General features: G+C 68.1%; 17 protein-coding genes. 6 read left to right on the top strand and 11 right to left on the bottom strand.

The window, feature by feature from the left end; genetic code table 11:
- Positions 1-71 precede the first annotated feature (71 nt).
- Together QM693_RS31960 and QM693_RS31955 are read right to left on the bottom strand one after the other, a co-directional pair.
- Entirely contained in the window at positions 72-536 is a 465-nt protein-coding gene (locus QM693_RS31960) for an NUDIX hydrolase (protein ID WP_283334914.1), read from the bottom strand.
- Between the two features lie 9 nt (positions 537-545).
- A complete protein-coding gene (locus tag QM693_RS31955; protein ID WP_283354336.1) occupies positions 546-1,850 on the bottom strand; it encodes an NAD(P)/FAD-dependent oxidoreductase in 1,305 nt (434 codons plus the stop codon).
- A 154-nt stretch (positions 1,851-2,004) separates the two neighbouring features.
- Between QM693_RS31955 and QM693_RS31950 the strand changes: the two genes are divergently transcribed.
- The gene (locus tag QM693_RS31950; RefSeq protein WP_009477562.1) at positions 2,005-2,904 is read left to right on the top strand and encodes a LysR family transcriptional regulator; all 900 of its coding nucleotides are present in this window, start codon (positions 2,005-2,007) and stop codon (positions 2,902-2,904) included.
- Here the strand turns inward: QM693_RS31950 and QM693_RS31945 are convergent.
- A complete protein-coding gene (locus QM693_RS31945; protein ID WP_280779057.1) occupies positions 2,901-3,845 on the bottom strand; it encodes an alpha/beta fold hydrolase in 945 nt (314 codons plus the stop codon). The genes QM693_RS31950 and QM693_RS31945 overlap by 4 nt on opposite strands.
- A 225-nt stretch (positions 3,846-4,070) precedes the next feature.
- Here QM693_RS31945 and QM693_RS31940 point away from each other — a divergent pair, with 225 nt between their 5' ends.
- Together QM693_RS31940 and QM693_RS31935 are read left to right on the top strand one after the other, a co-directional pair.
- On the top strand, positions 4,071-4,652 hold the full coding sequence (locus QM693_RS31940) for a nucleotidyltransferase family protein (RefSeq protein WP_283334917.1): 582 nt from the start codon (positions 4,071-4,073) through the stop codon (positions 4,650-4,652).
- Between the two features lie 104 nt (positions 4,653-4,756).
- Positions 4,757-5,185, top strand: a complete 429-nt coding sequence (locus QM693_RS31935) for an ester cyclase (RefSeq protein ID WP_280779060.1) — start codon at positions 4,757-4,759, stop codon at positions 5,183-5,185.
- Positions 5,186-5,194: 9 nt separating this feature from the next.
- Here QM693_RS31935 and QM693_RS31930 read toward each other — a convergent pair whose 3' ends face one another.
- Together QM693_RS31930 and QM693_RS31925 are read right to left on the bottom strand one after the other, a co-directional pair.
- Positions 5,195-6,013 carry an ABC transporter permease gene (locus QM693_RS31930; protein WP_105420896.1) on the bottom strand — a complete coding sequence of 273 codons (819 nt, stop codon included), beginning with the start codon at positions 6,011-6,013 and terminating at the stop codon, positions 5,195-5,197.
- Entirely contained in the window at positions 6,010-6,966 is a 957-nt protein-coding gene (locus QM693_RS31925; protein WP_283354335.1) for an ATP-binding cassette domain-containing protein, read from the bottom strand. Before QM693_RS31925 ends, QM693_RS31930 begins: the two co-directional genes overlap by 4 nt.
- Before the next feature lie 149 nt (positions 6,967-7,115).
- Here QM693_RS31925 and QM693_RS31920 point away from each other — a divergent pair, with 149 nt between their 5' ends.
- The gene (locus QM693_RS31920; protein ID WP_283354334.1) at positions 7,116-8,756 is read left to right on the top strand and encodes a helix-turn-helix transcriptional regulator; all 1,641 of its coding nucleotides are present in this window, start codon (positions 7,116-7,118) and stop codon (positions 8,754-8,756) included.
- 109 nt (positions 8,757-8,865) lie between these two features.
- A complete protein-coding gene (locus QM693_RS31915) occupies positions 8,866-9,975 on the top strand; it encodes a flavin-containing monooxygenase (protein ID WP_283354333.1) in 1,110 nt (369 codons plus the stop codon).
- Here the strand turns inward: QM693_RS31915 and QM693_RS31910 are convergent.
- From QM693_RS31910 to QM693_RS31885, 6 genes are all read right to left on the bottom strand, one after another.
- Positions 9,947-11,116: a lipid-transfer protein gene (locus QM693_RS31910; RefSeq protein WP_283354332.1), complete on the bottom strand. Its 1,170-nt coding sequence runs from the start codon at positions 11,114-11,116 to the stop codon at positions 9,947-9,949. The genes QM693_RS31915 and QM693_RS31910 overlap by 29 nt on opposite strands.
- Positions 11,113-11,535, bottom strand: a complete 423-nt coding sequence (locus QM693_RS31905) for a MaoC family dehydratase (RefSeq protein ID WP_005566081.1) — start codon at positions 11,533-11,535, stop codon at positions 11,113-11,115. The genes QM693_RS31910 and QM693_RS31905 overlap by 4 nt, the downstream gene beginning before the upstream one ends.
- Positions 11,532-12,542, bottom strand: coding sequence for a bifunctional MaoC family dehydratase N-terminal/OB-fold nucleic acid binding domain-containing protein (locus QM693_RS31900; RefSeq protein WP_283354331.1), 1,011 nt, complete (start codon positions 12,540-12,542; stop codon positions 11,532-11,534). Before QM693_RS31900 ends, QM693_RS31905 begins: the two co-directional genes overlap by 4 nt.
- A gap of 14 nt (positions 12,543-12,556) precedes the next feature.
- Positions 12,557-13,708 carry an acyl-CoA dehydrogenase family protein gene (locus QM693_RS31895; protein ID WP_280779066.1) on the bottom strand — a complete coding sequence of 384 codons (1,152 nt, stop codon included), beginning with the start codon at positions 13,706-13,708 and terminating at the stop codon, positions 12,557-12,559.
- Positions 13,693-14,733, bottom strand: coding sequence for an acyl-CoA dehydrogenase family protein (locus QM693_RS31890; RefSeq protein ID WP_283354330.1), 1,041 nt, complete (start codon positions 14,731-14,733; stop codon positions 13,693-13,695). The genes QM693_RS31895 and QM693_RS31890 overlap by 16 nt, the downstream gene beginning before the upstream one ends.
- A gap of 82 nt (positions 14,734-14,815) precedes the next feature.
- Complete coding sequence (locus QM693_RS31885; RefSeq protein ID WP_283354329.1) at positions 14,816-16,981, bottom strand: acyl-CoA dehydrogenase family protein; 2,166 nt, start codon at positions 16,979-16,981, stop codon at positions 14,816-14,818.
- A gap of 94 nt (positions 16,982-17,075) precedes the next feature.
- On the opposite strand from QM693_RS31885, the gene kstR reads away from it, so the two are divergent.
- Positions 17,076-17,714, top strand: a complete 639-nt coding sequence (gene kstR / locus QM693_RS31880) for a cholesterol catabolism transcriptional regulator KstR (protein ID WP_005566090.1) — start codon at positions 17,076-17,078, stop codon at positions 17,712-17,714.
- Positions 17,715-17,773: the final 59 nt, after the last annotated feature.

Below are 17,773 nucleotides of genomic sequence, written 5' to 3'. Positions count from 1 at the left end.
CGGCACGAGACACCCGCACCCGGACCGCCCTCACTCAATTCCGCAACAGCCCCCCCGCGGTTCATAAGTACTCACGGGCGGCGAAGCCGCAATGCTCTTACTAGCGGACGCTGCCCCTTGACCAGCTTCGTCTCGGCGACGCTCGCCGGGAACCAGCGGGCGTCGTCGACCTCGGGGAACTGTTGACGCTTCCCCGACCGCGGCGGCCACTCCAGTTCGAACGTGTTGCTCTTCACGAACGTGACGTCCTCGCTCACCTCGGCCGCGTAGACGGTGATCAGCTTGCGTGAGGGCTGCCGGAATTCGCCGAGCAGCTCGTACTCGACGGCCGGCGGCGGCGCGCCGATCTCTTCCTCGAACTCACGCAGCGCGGCCTTGTAGGGGTCCTCGCCCTCGACGTACTCACCCTTGGGGATCGACCACGCGGCCTCGTCCTTACGCGCCCAGAACGGGCCACCCATGTGCACGATCCACAACTGGAGCACCCCCGCATCGTCGGTGCGATACAGGAGCACTCCAGCGCTGGTGACGGTCATGGACCCAGGTTAGGCTGCGGCATCCTCTCGCTGGTCGCGCAGCTCGGCAGGTTCGATTTCCTGGGCGTAGTGGAAGTGCGGGCGGCGGTGTCCGAGGAACGAACCGCACCACGACATCACCGCGACGTACCGGTTGCGGAATCCGACCAGGTAGACGAGGTGCACGGCGAGCCACAGGAACCAGGCGAGCACACCGGTCAGCTCGACCTTGCCGACGCGGGTGATCGCACGGAACCGGTTGATGATCGCCATGCTGCCCTTGTCGCGGTACGTGAACGGCGTTCCGAGGGCGCGTTTCCCGGTGATGATGGCCGCGACGTGCCGTCCACCCTGCATCGCGAACGGCGACTGCGCGGGCAGATTGTTCAGCGACGCCATGTCGCCGATCGCGTAGATGTCGTCGTAGCGACCCACCGTGAGGTCCTCGTCGACCAGCAGACGGCCGCCGCGGCCGGTCTCGCAGCCGGTCCGGTCCGCGAGCACCGCTGCGAAGTCGTTGGCCTGGATGCCCGCCGACCAGATGATCGTGTCCGCCGTGAGGCGCTTCTCGAAGCCGGTGCTCGGCGACGACAGGGTGGCACCGTGTTCGTCGATGTCGGTCACCATCGTGCCCAGCACCACCTCGACTCCGGCCCGTTCGAGCGAATCCTGGGTGTACTTGCTGAGCTTGCCGCCGAACACGGGCAGCGTCTCCCCCGCACCCTCGACGAGGGTGACGGTGACGTCTTCGGACGTGATGTCGCGGAGCGACTTCTCGAAGTAGCGGCCCGCCAGTTCCTTGATCTGACCTGCCAGTTCGACACCGGTCGGACCGGCACCGATCACGATGAAGTGCAGCAGGTCGCGGCGACGCTCCGGGTCCGAGGTGGTGTGCGCCTCCTCGAAGCAGCGGACGATCTGGCGGCGCAGCCGGTCGGCGTCGGCGACGGTCTTGAGCGCGTACGTGACCTCGGCGAACTCGTCGTGGCCGAAGTAGGCCTGCCGGGCGCCGGTCGCGGCGATCAGGCTGTCGTAACCGATCGTGTGGCTCACCCCGCCGGCCTCGTAGACGACCTGCTTCTTGTCCGGGTCGACGTCGACGACGCGGCCGAGCCGGACGTCACCGCTGGGGTACTTCGCGAGGATCGCGCGGATGGACGGGGCGATCTCGCCGGGCGAGATGACACCGGTGGCCACCTGGTACAGAAGGGGCTGGAACAGATGCTCGGTGGTCTCGGAAATCAGCACGAAAGGCGTGCCTGCCTTGCCGAGCTTCTTCGCCGCCGCGAGGGCGCCGAACCCCGATCCCACGATGACGACCTGTGTGCGATCCACCGAAAACCTCCTACTGCTTCTGGCGTCTACTTAGCGCCGCGTATGAGCTCCACATTAGGGATCGACCATTGTTAATCGCCAGTAAGCTGGGGAAATCGAAATTGTGTTATCTCGATTGCTCATAAGTCTTCACGGAAGGACGTAACCTCAGGTCATGGAGTTCCGACAGCTTCGCTACTTCCTCGCGGTCGGCGAGGAGGGCAGTTTCTCGCGCGCGGCGCAACGCTGCTTCATCTCCCAGTCCGCGATCAGCCACCAGATCGCGAAGCTCGAACACGAGTTGGGCACCACCCTCCTGGAGCGGTCGACTCGCGCCACGCGGCTGACCGCGGCAGGCGAACGGCTGATGCCCATCGCGGCCGAGATGATGGGCCTCGAGGCCCGCGCGCTGTCGGTGGGACTCGATCCCCGCAACCGGCTCCGCATCAGCGCGAGCATGAGCTTCGCGACACAGAGCCTCGAGGCGATATCGGCTGTCCGCGAAGACTTCCCACAGCTCGATATCGAATTCGTCATCAAGGACTTCACCGACCGGATGACCGCCGTCGCGTCGGGGGACGCCGATCTCGCGCTCATCCGCGGCGGCGTCGACCGGCCGGGGCTCGAAACCGTGGAATTCGGGCTCGAAGACCTGGTGATCGTCACGTCGAGCAAACACCCGCTGGCGGGGGTCTCGACCGTCGACCTGAGCGAACTGGCACCGTACCCCCTGCTGCTACCGCCACGCAGCAGTCAGATCCTGATCCACACCGTGGTCGAGGACGCGTTCCGGCAGGTCGGGCAGCGGGTCATGCTCGGACCGTCGATCCCCAGCGACCACACCGCGACCCTCGACGTACTGACGACGCCGCGGTCGTGGACGGTGCTGTACGCGGACACCGCCGATGCGACTCCCCGCCGCGGGCTGAGCTTCCTGCGCGAGGCGCACGACCGACTGCGCATCCCGGTGTGCGGGGTCGTCCGGAGCGGAACGGCGACGAGACCCGAACTCACCCACCTGTTCCGCGCGCTCGCACAGTCGATCGCCGGGTCCCGCGGATCGGCCGAAACCTAGGCGTCGATCAGTCCGTGACGGTCAACCCACGTGAGCACGTGGTCGAGCATCGTGTCGGGAACCTCGAGCTGCGGGGTGTGCCCCACGTTGCCGAGAATCACGCTGTCCCACCGCGGGTTTGCCGTTGCCACCTTGCGGGCGGCCGCGACCGGGACCAGTCGGTCGCGGTCGCCGTGGAGCAGGAGAACGGGTTGTGCGATCGACCGCATGGTGTCGAGGTATCGGCGCGGGCGAGCCAGGACCCGCATGAGGGACCGGCTGGCCTGAAGGAACGCCGCATCCTCGGACGGCAGCCCGCGCCGGTATCCCGCGAGAGCCGCTGCGGCGTCGAGGGAATCTTCCGATGCCCGGCTCGGCTCGGCGAAGCACAGGTCGATCATCCGCTGGACCAACTGCCGGTCCGTCAACTTCCTGCTCGAGTACTGCAGGAACCGCTCCCCCACGAACGGCGTGAAGTACATCGCGAACTGCGCGGCGATCCGTGGGTCCGGGATCCGTTGCGCAACAGGCAGTGCGGGATCGACGAGAACCAGCGCCGAGACCATCTCGGGGTGCGCCGCCGTCTCGAACAGCGAGATCATGCCGCCCATCGAGTTGCCCATCAGGATCACGGGACCGCCGACGACGTCACGGAGGAAGCGATGCAGCACCTTCGCATTGGCGCCCACCCCCGTCCGGCGGCGCCCGGACGGACTGAGCCCGAAGCCGGGGAGATCCACGGTCAGCACCCGGGTGCGCTCCGCGAGGACCGGTGCGATCCGGACCCAGTTGAGATGCGAGCCGCCGAGTCCGTGAACCATCACCACGGGAGGAGATCCGGTGTCGGCACCGTATTCGACCCAGTGGACGGGACCGTCGAGGTCGACGACGCTGCCGGAGCCGCCCCACTGCTGCGCGAACTCCTGCCGGGAAGGTTCGCCGACTCTGTTCGGATCCACCATGTGTCCGTCCGTTCCGACTGTTGGCGTGTCGAGGCCACCGGCCAGTCTACGGTGCAGTTCGCGACGTGGGAGCGAAGCATGGATCGACCGCGACGTCGTCATCGCCGGGCCGGCGGGCAAGTACCCCGGCATCACCGCCGAGGACTACATCTACCAGCGCGTCGACGCGAACTTCGCCGAGGAAAAGTATGTTGAACGCATGCAGCGCGGACCGGTGAGACCACGATGACGATCGGGGGCGTGCTGCTCGCCGCCGGGGCCGGTTCGCGCATGGGCATGCCCAAGGCTCTCGTCGTCGGCGCGGACGGAGAACCGTGGCTCGCGCGCGGAGTGCGAGTGCTGTCGGAGGCGGGATGTGAGCCCACCGTCGTGGTGCTCGGTGCCCGCGCCGAGGAGGCCGAGGACCTACTGCCGGGCGGTGTCCCCGTCACCGTCGGGATCGCGGAGGACTGGCAGTCGGGGCTGTCCGCGTCCCTGCGCCGGGGGCTGGAGGTCGCGGCAACGTTCGACGACGTCGATGCCGTCGTCATCACCCTCGTCGACCTCCCCGACCTCGGCGCCGACGCAATCCGGCGGGTGGCGTCGGTGCCGCCCGGCGACGCCCGAGCGTCGCTGCGTCAGGCTCACTACGCCGGCCGTCCGGGCCACCCCGTGCTGATCGGCCGGGACCACTGGCTCCCGTTGCGGCGCAGCCTCACCGGCGACTCCGGTGCACGCACGTACCTCGGGGCACACGGCGCCGAGACGGTCGACTGCTCCGACCTGGGGTCGGGACGCGACGTCGATTCACCGCGCGAACTCCCCTAGCCCTCTGGACGAACGGGACGCTCGTTCGATCTGACGCAACGAGCGTCCCGTTGGCCCGGCGGAGGTGGGTATACGCCGCGACGTGATCGGCAGACAATGGAGTCATGTCACTGGAAACGAACAAGGAATTGATCCGGCGTTTCTACACCGAGATCGACGCAGGCAACATCGACGCACTGGACGAACTCGTCGACGAGAATTACCTCGACCATTCACCGCCGCCGTTTCCCGGCCTCGAAGCACCGGGGCGCGAGGGACTGAAACAGGTGTTCCGGTTGTTCTGGGAGGCCACTCCGGGGACGCACCTGATCGAGGATCAGGTGGCCGAGGGCGACAAGGTCGTCACCCGGCTGCTGTGCGCCGGAACGCAGACGGGTGATCTGCCCGGAATTCCCGCGACGGGGAACCGCATGGAAATGACCGCCACCGTCATCCACCGCATCGAAAACGGGCGGATTGCGGAGAAGTGGTCGGACAAGGACGTCCTCGCCATGCTCCAGCAGTTGGGGGTGATCCCTGCCGCGGGGCGGTGACCGTCGCCCTCAGCGGCTGACGGCCTTCTTGTAGCGCCGGATCGCGAACGGCACGAAGATCACCAGCAGCACCGCCGACCATGCCAGTGAGGCGATGATCGGGTGCTGCAACGGCCACGCGTCGGGAACGGTCATGTCCGGGTTGGTGTTTCCGAACAGTTCCCGCACGGCCTGCGTCACCGCGGACACCGGATTCCATTCCGCGATCACCTTCAGCGGACCGGGCAGGTTGGTGGTCTCGACGAACGTGTTCGCGATGAACGAGAGCGGAAAGATGACGATGAAGCTGGCGTTGTTGAACACCTCCGGTGTCCGGATCCACAGGCCGACCACCGCCATCACCCACGACAGCGCGTAGGCGAACAACAGCAGGAGCAGGTAGCCGAGCAGCGCTTCGCCGAGACTCGAGTGGATGCGCCACCCGATGATCAGACCCGTCAGTGACATCACGATGAGGCTGACGATGTTGATCAGGACGTCGGTGGAGGTGCGGCCGAGGAGGACGGCGGACGGGGCCATCGGCAGCGACCGGAACCGGTCGATGATCCCCTTCTGCAGATCCTCGACCATCCCGAGACCCGTCCACGTGGCCCCGAAGATGACTGTTTGCGTGAAGATCCCGGCGATCAGGAACTCCCGGTAGGACATCCCGGGAACCTGAATGGCACTACCGAACACGTACGCGAACAGCAGCACGAACATGATCGGCGACAACGTGGTGAACACGATGAGGTCGGGGACGCGCTTGATCTTGATCATGTTGCGCTTGGCGATCGTGAGCCCGTCCGCGAGCGCGGTGTGTACGGACGCCGTCTGTGGGGCGCTCATGAGACGTGCTCCTCTTCGGCTTCGTGTCCGGTCAGGGTGAGGAAGACGTCGTCCAGGGTCGGTCTGCGCAGGCCTACGTCGAACACCTTCACTCCTCGAGTGGAAAGGCGGCCCAGCGCCTCGACGAGGGCGTCCGCACCGCCGGTCACCGGCACCGTCACCCGGCGGACGTTTTCTTCGACCAGAATGTCGCCTGCGGCGAGCGGGGCCAGTTCGTCGCGCACGACGGAGAGTTCGATGCCCTCCCGGACGCTCAACTCGATGCGCTCACCGCCCACGCGGTCCTTCAATTCGTCGGCGGTTCCGCGGGCGATGACCGAACCGTGGTCGATGACGGCGATCTGGTCGGCGAGGCGCTCGGCTTCTTCCATGTACTGGGTGGTCAGGAGAAGCGTGGTGCCCCTGGCTACCAGATTGTCGATGACGTCCCACAGCGCCAGCCGGGCGCGGGGGTCGAGCCCGGTGGTCGGTTCGTCCAGGAACAACACTTCCGGCTCGGCGACGAGCGCTCCCGCGAGGTCGAGCCGACGACGCATGCCACCCGAGTAGCCCTTGACGGGGCGATCTCCTGCCTCGACCAGGTCGAACTGTTCGAGCAGTTCGCGGGCGCGCGCCTTACTGCGTTTGCCCCCGAGGTGGTAGAGCCGCCCGACCATCTCGAGGTTCTCGAACCCGGTGAGGTACTCGTCGACGGCGGCGTACTGACCCGACGCCCCGATCCGGGACCGGAGCACCCGCGCGTCGCGGACGACGTCGAGACCGGCCACCTCCGCCCGGCCTGCATCCGGGACGAGAAGGGTGGTGAAGACCCGGACCGCGGTCGTCTTGCCGGCGCCGTTCGGGCCGAGCAGCGCCATCACCGTTCCCGACGGGACCGCGAGGTCGACCCCGTCCAGTGCGGTGACCTTGCCGTACTTCTTGACCAGACCCTCTGCCGATATCGCATCGACCATCAGAAGTTCCCATCCGTTGGCGTGTGGACCCAGTGTGACTCGAGGCACCGACAGGTTGCAGGGAATATTCACCGTTCCCGGCGGGCCCGGTGCGGCGGTAGTCTGAAATCCGAGCAGGTCAGCGCGCAGATCTTCGGCAGGAGACAGTGATGTCCGACGCGGCGTCGGAACTCCGGACGGGCCGTGCGGCCTTCGAACGACGAGACTGGCGCGACACCTACGCCCGACTGTCGGGCGCCGACCGGCAGGACCCGCTGTCCGGTGACGACCTCGAACTGGTCGCCACCGCCGCCTACCTTCTCGGTGACGACGACGCCAGCACCGAATGGTGGGAACGGGCGGTGCACGAGTGGGCCCGCGCGGGTCGGCCGGTGCGCTCCGCGCGGTGCGCGTTCTGGCTCTCGCTCGTCCTGATCATGCGGGGCGAGCAGGCGCGCGGTGGCGGCTGGCTGAGCAAGGCCCAGCGACTGCTGGACACCGCGGGCGTCGATTGCGCCGAGCGGGGCTACCTGCTGGTGCCGCAGGGACTGCAACGGATCGACGCCGGTGACGGCAAGGCCGCCCACGACATCTTCCGTGCGATCACGGAGGCGGGCACCCGGTTCGCCGACCCGGATCTGACGACGCTCGGGGTGCTGGGCACCGGCCATTCGCTCGTCCTGCTGGGGGACGTTGCCGACGCGGTGTCGGCGTTCGACGAGGCGATGGTCGGGGTGACGTCCGACGAGGTGTCCCCGGTGGTGGCGGGGATCGTGTACTGCGCCGTGATCGAGCAGTGCCAGAACATGTGCGATCTCCGCCGGTCCCGGGAATGGACTGTGGCGCTGGAGGAGTGGTGCTCTTCGCAACCCGACCTCGTCCCCTACCGCGGTCAGTGCCTCGTCCACCGCGCCGAGATCCTGCAACTGCAGGGCGAGTGGCCCACGGCGATGGATTCGGCGCGGCGGGCGCACGAGCGGCTCGCCTCGCATGCCGCGGCCGGGTCCGCCGCCTACGTGATGGCCGACCTCCACCGCCTGCGCGGCGAGGTCGCCCAGGCCGAGAAGTTGTTTCTGGAGGCGAACCGCTGGGGCAGGCGGCCGCAGCCCGGACTCGCGCTGCTGCGGATGGCGCAGGGGCGGGTCGGCAGCGCGGTCGCCTCGATCCGCTGCGCGGTGGACGAGTCCACCGGCGCGGTGGAACGCGCCCGGCTGCTGCCCGCCTGCGTGGACATCCTGCTCGCCGCCGGCGACGTCCCGGCGGCTCGCACCGCAGCCGACGAACTCGACTCGATCGCAACACGATTCGCGATCCCCTACCTGTGTGCTCTGTCCGCTCAGGCGTCGGGGTCGGTGCTGCACGCCGAAGGACGGGGTAGCGACGCGCTGACCGTTCTGCGCGACGCGTGGCGGCGCTGGCAGGACATCGGCGCGCCCTACGAGTGTGCGCGGGTCCGGGAGTCGGTCGCGCTGGTGTGCCGCGACCTGGGTGACGACGACACCGCGCAGATGGAGCACGACCTCGCGTCCGCCACCTACCGGCAACTGGGTGCGGTCCCGGACCTCGAGCGACTGCGGGCGGAGTTCCGCCCCGACCCGACGGTCAGCACTCCCCTGACTCCGCGTGAAGTGTGCGTGCTCCGCCTCGTGGCGGCAGGCAAGAGCAACCGGGCGGTGGCGACGGAACTGTTCCTCAGCGAGAAGACGGTCGCGCGGCACCTGAGCAACATCTTCCTCAAGCTGGGGATCTCGTCGCGGTCCGCGGCCACTGCCTATGCCTACGAGCATCGCCTCGTCGGCCCGTCTGCATGAAAGTACCCATACGGTCGTACGTATCTGCGCCATTCTCCCGACGCGCCGAGATCGGCCCGGTCATAGCGTTGAGCACGACCACCGATCACCCGAGGGAAGAAGACAGACGATGTCCACAGAACGCTTCGACACGATCGTGATCGGCGCCGGACAGGCCGGCCTCGCCACCGGATACCACCTCACACGATGCGGGCAGCGATTCGTGATCCTCGACGCCCACGACCGCGTCGGGGACGTGTGGCGGGAGCGATTCGACTCGCTTCGGCTCTACAGTCCCGCCCGGTACGACGGCCTGCCAGGCTGGGGAATTCCCGCCCCGGCTTGGTCCTGGCCCGGGAAGGACGAGGTCGCCGACTACTTCGAGGCGTACGCGCAGCGATTCGCACTGCCGATCCGGACCGGCACCACCGTCGACGGCCTGTCCCGTGCCGGCGACCGTTACGTCGTCACGGCCGGGACGGACCGATTCGAGGCCGACAACGTCGTCGTCGCCTCCGGAACGTGGCAGTCCCCGGTCCTCCCGGATCTCGCCGAGCGTCTCGACCCCCGGATCCGGCAACTGCATTCGAGCGACTACCGCAATCCCTCCCAACTGCAGGACGGGCCGGTGCTGGTGGTCGGGTGCAGCCACTCCGGCGCGGACATCGCGCTGGAAGTCTCCCGTTCGCATCGCACCACGATCTGCGGGCCCGTCCGCGGGGAGGTGCCGTTCGACCTCGAGGGGCGCCTCGCCCACATCGCGATCCCGATCATGTGGTTCATGGCCAATCACTTTCTGACGGAACGCACACCCGTCGGCCGGAAGATGCGCACCCACGTCCGTTCGGGTGGCGGACCACTCCTGCGGGTCAAACGGGCCGACCTGGCCGCCGCTCGTGTGGAGCACTTCCCCGCGAAGGTCACCGGTGTCCACGACGGCAGACCGGTCCTCGACGACGGCACCGCACTCGACGTCCGCAACGTCATCTGGTGCACCGGGTTCCGCAAGGACACGTCGTGGATCCAGATCCCCGTCACCGGATCGGACGGGTGGCCCGAGCAGTCCCGCGGAGTGTCGCCGGACCATCCCGGACTGTATTTCGTGGGGCTGCCGTTCCTGCAGGCGTTCGCCTCGATGCTCACCGGCGGGGTGGGCAGGGATGCCGGGTATGTCGCGAAACACATTGCGCACAGACAGACTCGGGCCGGACTCAGGCCGTCAGCACCAACCCTGACGTAGGCACACCGGTCCCGGCGGTGACGAGGACGTTCTGCACATCGGAGACCTGGTTCACGGACGTGCCGCGGATCTGACGCACACCCTCGGCGATGCCGTTCATCCCGTGGATGTAGGCCTCGCCGAGCTGGCCTCCGTGGGTGTTGAGCGGCAGACTGCCGTCGAGGTCGATGGCACCGTCGGCGATGAAGTCCTTGGCCTCGCCGCGGCCGCAGAAGCCGAGTTCTTCGAGCTGCATCAATACGTATGGGGTGAAGTGGTCGTAGAGGACGGCCAGATCCATGTCCTGCGGTCCGAGCCCGGCCTGATCCCACAGCTGCCTGCCGACCAACTCCATCTCGGGCAGTCCCGCGAGCTCCGGGCGGTAGTAGCTGGTCATGATGTACTGGTCGCTGCCGCTCCCCTGAGCCGCCGCGGCGATCACGGCCGGTTTCTGCTTCAGATCCTTCGCCCGCTCCGGTGACGTGACCACGATCGCGATGCCGCCGTCGGACTCCTGGCAGCAGTCGAGCAGGTGCAGGGGCTCGGCGATGAATCGGGAGTTCTGGTGGTCCTCGAGGGTGATCGGCTTGCCGTAGAAGAAGGCGTTCGGATTGGTGGCGGCGTGCATGCGGTCGGTGACCGCGACCCGTCCGAAATCCTCGCTCGTAGCGCCGTATTCGTGCATGTACCGCTGGGCGACCATCGCGACGAACGCCGCCGGCGTCGACAGGCCGTGCGGGTAGGAGAACGCGTTGTCGGTACCCGACGAGTTCACCTGCTGCACCAGACCGGAGTTCACCTGCCCGAACCGCATTCCCGACCGCTCGTTGAACGCCCGGTACGCCACCACCACGTCGGCGACACCGGTGGCGACGGCCATCGCCGCCTGCTGCACGGTCGCGCACGCCGCACCGCCGCCGTAGTGGATGCGGCTGAAGAACTTCAGATCCGGAATTCCGACCGAACGGGCCACGGCCGCTTCGGTGTTGGTGTCCATCGTGAAGGATGTCAGGCCGTCGACGTCCGCGGGGGTCAGCCCGGCATCGTCGAGCGCCGCCGTGACCGCCTCTGCCGCCAGCCGCAATTCGCTGCGGCCCGAGTTCTTCGAGAAGTCGGTTGCGCCGATACCGGCGATGACAGCCTTGCCCGACAGCCCGCTCATGCACCCGCTCCGTTCGTGCGTCCGTCCAGGACGAGGGTCACCTTCGACGTGATGTGGTCGCCGAGACCGTTCTTCCCGACGACGTCCAGCGTGACGACGCCGTCGTCCACCGCCGCCACCGTGCCGCTCAGCGTGAGGGTGTCGTAGGCGTACCACGGAACGCCGAGGCGCAACGCGATCGACTTGATCACCGCGTTCGGCCCCGCCCAGTCGGTGACGAACCGCTGCACCAGACCCGTGTCGGTGAGGATGTTGACGAAGATGTCCTTCGACCCGCGTTGCTGCGCCAGGTCGCGGTCGTGGTGGACGTCCTGGAAGTCGCGTGTCGCCAATGCGGCCGAGACGACGAACGTCGGGTCGCCGGTGACGGTCAATTCCGGAAGCGTCGTTCCCACCGCGACATCGAGTGTGGACGTCATGACTGCTCCTTCGCTCCGCGCTGCCACGCGTACAGGGTCCACGGCGTGCCGCCCGTCTCGTCGTCGCCCGGGAAGTCGAGGTAGATCGCCTCCACCGGCATCCCGACCGTCACCTCGGCGGGGTCGACGCCGCGCAGCTCACCGAGCATGCGGACGCCTTCCTCCAGTTCGACCAGCGCCACCACGAACGGCAGCGAGCGTCCCGGCACCTTCGGCGCGTGGTGGACCACGTAACTGAACACGGTGCCGCGACCCGACGAAACGACGTAGTCCGTCGTCTCCGTCTTGTCCTTCCACAGCGCGGGCACCGGTGGGTGCTGCAGCGATCCGTCCTTACGCTGCTGGATCCGCAACTCGTGCGCGGCCACCCCGTCCCAGAAGAACTGGGTGTCCTGTGAGGCGCTGGGCCGCATCAGCTTGGTGGGGTCCAGATCGTCGAAAGACGCCCCCTGACCGTTCGCCGACTGTGACGCCGGTTCAGCGGATTTGGGCGCGAACTTCAGGATGCGGAACAGCATCTCGGCGACAACCTCGCCGGTGCCGTCGTCGCCGGCGACCCGCCACAGGCTGCGGGTGGTGAAGAACCACCCCTCACCGAGGCCCGTCTTCTTCGGACCCACGACATCCTCGAGGGTCGTGGTGATGGTGACCTCCTCACCGACCTTCAGGTAGCGGTGGTAGATCTGATCGCAGTTGGTGGCGACGACGGACGTGAACCCGGCCTCGTCGAGGATGGTCGTCATGCGGCCGAGCGGGTCGTCGGGTTGCCGAACCGCGTTCAGCCCCTGCATCGTCCACACCTGCGCCATCGCGGGCGGGGCCACGATGCCGTCGTGTCCCGCTGCCCGCGCCGCCGCCTCGTCGACGTAGATCGGATTCCGGTCGCCGATCGCCTCCACCCAGTTGCGGATCATCGGCAGATTGATCGGGTCACGCCCGGGGCGAGGGGCGCTCGGGCCCGCCGACCGGACCTCGTCCGCGGCAGCGAGAATCTGTTCGGAACTCATTTCGCGCGGCGCTCCTATCGCGGGACTCGGGGAAGTTTCAGACCGGCTGTCGCGATCAGCTCACGCATCACCTCGTTGACACCGCCACCGAACGTGATGACGAGGTTGCGCTTCACCTGCATGTCGAGCCACCTCATGAGGTCGGCGGTCTCCGGCTCGGACGGGTCGCCGTAGCGCCCGACGATCTCTTCGACGAGCCTGCCGATGCGCTGAATACGTTCGGTGGCGAACACTTTCGTCGCGGACGCGTCGGCGATGTCGACGGCGTCCGCCTCACTCGACGCCACCTGCCAGTTGAGTAGTTCGTTGAGGCGGAACGTCGCGTGGATCTCGCCGAGCGCGCGCCGCACGTCCGGCTCGTCGAGCAGGTCGTGCGCGACGGCCCAGTTGCGGATGCGGTCGTAGAGGCCGCCGACCCGGCCGGCCGGTCCGAGCATGACGCGTTCGTGGTTGAGCTGGGTGGTGATCAGTCGCCAGCCCTGATTCTCCTCACCGACCAGCATGTCCGCGGGAACCCGGACGTCGGAGTAGTAGGTGGCGTTCACGTGATGTGCACCGTCGCACGTGATGATCGGTGTCCAGCTGTAGCCCGGGTCCTTGGTGTCCATGATCAGGATGGAGATGCCGCGGTGACGCGAATCCGCCGAGCCCGTGCGGACGGCGAGCCACAGGTAGTCGGCGTCGTGACCGCCGGTGGTGAAGATCTTCTGCCCGTTGACGACGTACTCGTCACCCACGCGCACGGCCGTGGTCCGCAGCGCCGCGAGGTCGGTGCCCGCTTCCGGTTCCGTGTAGCCGATCGCGAAGTGCACCTCGCCGGCCAGGATCGCGGGAAGGAATTTGCGCTTCTGCTCCTCGGTCCCGTACTTCTGCAGCGTCGGACCCACCGTCTGCAACGTGACCGCGGGTAGCGGCACGTCGGCGCGGGTCGCCTCGTTGACGAAGATCTGCTGCTCGATCTCACCGAAGCCGCGGCCCCCGAACTCCACCGGCCAGCCCACCCCGAGCCAGCCGTCCTTGCCCATCCGGCGGATGACCTCGCGGTAGGTGCTGCCGTGGCGCTCCGTGCGCATCACCTCGGCCTCGGCAGGCGAAATCAGCCCGGAGAAGTAGCGCCGGAGTTCCGCTTGCAGCTCACGCTGCTCGTCGGTCAGATCGATGAACACCGGGCCCCCACGAGGTCGAGTCGGTACGAGGCGCCGCCCACGAGGCGGGCCAGGTCTTTGGCGGTCGAGTAATAACGGTGCAGCGGGTACGTGACGTCGACGCCGATCCCGCCGTGCAAGTGGTGCAGAACCTGCATGGCGGCAGGCACTTCGGCGGCGATCCAGTACGCCATCACGTCCAGATCGTCCTGGGCGTCCAGGCCTTCGGACACCCGCCACGACGCCGCGAGCGCCGACACGTGGAGGGTGCGGGACGTGACGTAGACGTCGGCGATCTGCTGCGACACGGCCTGGAACGTGGCGAGCGGCTTACCGAACTGGTGGCGCGTCGCGAGGTGCTCCCCTGCCAGAACCGTTGCGCCCGACAGCAGTCCGTCCGCGACCGCCCCGATCGACGCCAGGGCGATGCGGTACAGCGTCTGCACCGCGTCGTCGCCGGCGGCGAGCAGTTCACCCCGCGCGCCGTCGAACGTGATCGCGAATTCGGGGCTCCCCGACGCCGAGGGTGTCGGCGTGAGCGTGACGCCGTCCGCGCCCGGATCCACCAGCACCACCCCGGTGTCCGTGGGCACGAGAATCCGATGTGCCCGCTCGGCGAACGGAACCGCGAGCACGCGCCCGGTGACGGAGTAGCCGTCCCCGTCCGCGACCGCGGTCACCGAGGGCCGTGCCGGGAACTGCGCCCCGGGTTCGGCGAGCGCCGCGGTGAACGTGCGGCCGTCGGCGAGACCGGTGAGCAGTGCGTCCTGTTGGGCGTCGTCGCCCAGCGCGACGATGGGCAGCACACCGAATCCGAGCGTTGCGAGGGCCGGGACCCGCGCCGCCTTCCGCCCGACCTCGGTCAGCAGCGCACCGACGTCGGTGACCGAGAGCCCTTCACCGCCGAGGCGTTCCGGCAGTGCGAGGGTCAGCAGGTCGGCGTCGGCGAACGCGGCCCAGAGGGCGTCGTCGTCGAGGTCGCGGGCCAGCAGTCCGGCCGCGACCTGGGCCACGGCCTCCTGGGTTTCGTCTCGAATGAAGTCCACGCTGACAATCCCACTTTCAATTTAGAACGTGTTCTAGTTGTATCACCATCCCGGACCTCGCGAAAGACCATCGCGACGCGGCTCAGCCCCGCGGCAGCCCGAGAATCCGCTCGGCCGCGACCGTCAGCAGGATCTGCGTCGTTCCGCCCGCAATCGACAGGCAGCGTGTGTTGAGGAACTCCCGCGCCAGCGGACCCTCCACCCATCCGTCCACGCCACCGAGTTCCATCGCGAATTCCGCGACCGCCTGCCGCTGGCGGACACCGACCAGCTTGCGGACACTCGATTCCGGTCCGGGGTCCTGACCGTCCAGCTGCCGGAGGGTGGTGCGCAGTTCGAGCTGCGAGCCGACGAGCGCATTGCCGATGAGATGCCCGAGCCTGTCCTCGGTCACGGGGTCGCCGTCCCCCGCGAGCGCGAGCAGTTCCTCCATCGCCGCACCGAGCGAGGAGCCTCCGCCCATCGCGACCCGCTCGTTCGCCAACGTGGTTCGGGCCAGCTTCCAGCCGTCGCCGAGATTCCCGACCACCAGCTCGTCCGGTACGAACACGTCCTCGAGATACACCTCGTTGAACAGGGCGTCGCCGGTGATCTCGCGCAGCGGCGAGATGGTGATGCCGGGGCTCGTCATGTCGACGAGGAAGTAGCTGATGCCCTTGTGTTTGGGCGCGTCCCGGTCGGTGCGGGCCAGGCAGATTGCCCAGTCCGCTTCCTGCGCCCTCGACGTCCAGACCTTCTGACCGTTCAGCCGCCACCCGCCGTCCACCTTCTCCGCGGACGTCCGCAGCGCCGCCAGGTCGGAGCCGGCGCCGGGTTCGCTGAACAGCTGGCACCAGATGATCTCGCCGCGCAACGTCGGGGTGGCGAAGCGCTCGATCTGCTCGGCGCTGCCGTGCTCGAGGATCGTGGGCACGGCCCACCAGCCGATCACGAGGTCGGGCCTGCCGATCCCGGCGGCCGCCAGCTCCTCCTCAATCAGGATCTGTTCCGCGGCCCGCGCACCCCGCCCGTAGGGTGCGGGCCAGTGCGGGGCCAGGTAGCCCGATTCCGCGAGGGCCGCGCGTCGCTCCGACTCCGGCCGCGCCACCAGCTCGGCGATTTCGGCGCGGATCTGCGCCCGTTCGTCGTCGAGCCCGGTCAGGTCGATCGACAGGTGCCTGCGAGCACCGGTCCGCGTCAGTTCGGTGACCCGCGCCCGCCAGCGGGTGGAGCCGCCGAGCAGCTGCCGCAGCGACGTCGCCCGGCGGAGGTAGAAGTGCGCGTCGTGTTCCCAGGTGAAGCCGATACCGCCGAGCACCTGGATGCAGTCCTTGGCGGTCTCGACGGCGGCGTCGAGCGTGAGCGACGCCGCGACCGCGGCCGCGATCGGCAGCTCCCCGCCGTCCGCGTCCCACGCGTCCTCCGCCGCCACGGCCGCATCCCACGCCGCCGCACCGGCTTGTTCGACGCGGCACAGCATCTCCGCGCACAGATGCTTGATCGCCTGGAACGATCCGATCGGTTTGCCGAACTGCTCGCGAATCTTGGCGTACTCCACCGCCGTTCGCAGACACCAGGCCGCGATCCCGGATGCCTCCGCGGCGGCGAGAGTCGCCGCGAGGTCGGGCACGAGCCCGTCCCGCACGCCGGTGACCACGCGGTCGGCCGCCACCGCCACACCCTCGCAGCGCACCCGCGCGAGAGGGCGGCTCTTGTCGATCGTGTCGGCGACCGTGATGTCCAGGCCGTCGGCTTCGCCGTCGATCAGACACCACACGACGCCGTCGCCCGCGTCGGCGGGCAGCAGCACGGACACCCCCGCGTCACCGCCGATCGCGAAGCCCGCGTCGCCGGTGACCGTCAGCCCGCCGTCGGCCCCGAGCGTCGCGTTCACCGGGGAGTTGCTGCCGAGAGCCACCGCGCACGGCATCGCGCCGTCCGCGAGTTCCTCGGACCACCGTTTCGCGGCGGCGCCGGAGCTTCGGCCGACGATGAGAGCGGCGAGAGCGGTCGAGAGAACAGGACCCGGGACGAGTTCGGTCGCGGCCTGTTCGAGCATCGCGGCGAGATCGACGATCTCCGCTCCCGACCCACCGACCTCGTCGGGCACGGCGACCGAGAAAATTCCGAGCGAGGCGAAGGACGGCCACGACGTCCGCCACGAATCTGCTGGTCCTTGCCGTACTGTGACCAGCGGGTCCGTGGACCGCGCCCAAGCCTGGATCGAACCCGCTGCAGCCTTCTGTTCTTCGGTGGTGGCGATTGTCACAACGGGTATCCGCCTCTCCTGAATGACACATTCGTCTAGAACGTGTTCTAATATGACACCTGGCCATGAGTCAAGGCGCGAAGGAAAACAGGTAATGACGACCAGCTCTCGATCACGGTCCACGACGGTCGCTGCGGCGACGCTGGGCGAGGACGATCTCAGTTCCAACGCGCAGAAAGAACGGCGCAAGCGGATCCTCGACGCGACCCTGGCCCTGGCCTCCAAGGGCGGATACGAAGCCGTGCAGATGCGGGCCGTCGCCGAACGCGCCGACGTCGCCGTGGGGACGCTGTACCGCTACTTCCCGTCCAAGGTGCACCTGCTGGTGTCGGCGCTCGCCCGCGAGTTCGAGCGGATCGACTCGCGGGGAAAGAACCCGCCGGGCCGGAACCCGCTCGAGCGGATGCAGCTGATCCTCAGCCAGATCACCCGGGCCATGCAGCGCGACCCACTGCTGACCGAGGCCATGACGCGTGCCTTCATGTTCGCCGACGCGTCTGCCGCCGCCGAGGTCGATCAGGTGGGCAAGCTGATGGACCGCCTGTTCGCCCGCGCGATGACGGACACCGAGCCCACCGAAGACCAGTTGGCGGTCGCCCGCGTCATCTCCGACGTGTGGCTGTCGAACCTGGTGGCCTGGCTCACCCGCCGCTCGTCCGCGACCGATGTCGCGAATCGCCTCGAACTCACCGTCGAACTGCTGCTCGGTGACGGAAGCCGCAGACCCGAGTAGGACGCGATCGGGGCACAGCCCCGGCCGACAACGCGCTCACAGCCGTCACATCCCCTAGA

It is taken from the genome of Rhodococcus sp. IEGM 1305 (genome assembly GCF_030058635.1).
Lineage (GTDB): Bacteria > Actinomycetota > Actinomycetes > Mycobacteriales > Mycobacteriaceae > Rhodococcus_F > Rhodococcus_F opacus_D.
This window is presented reverse-complemented; position numbering and strand designations above follow the sequence as displayed.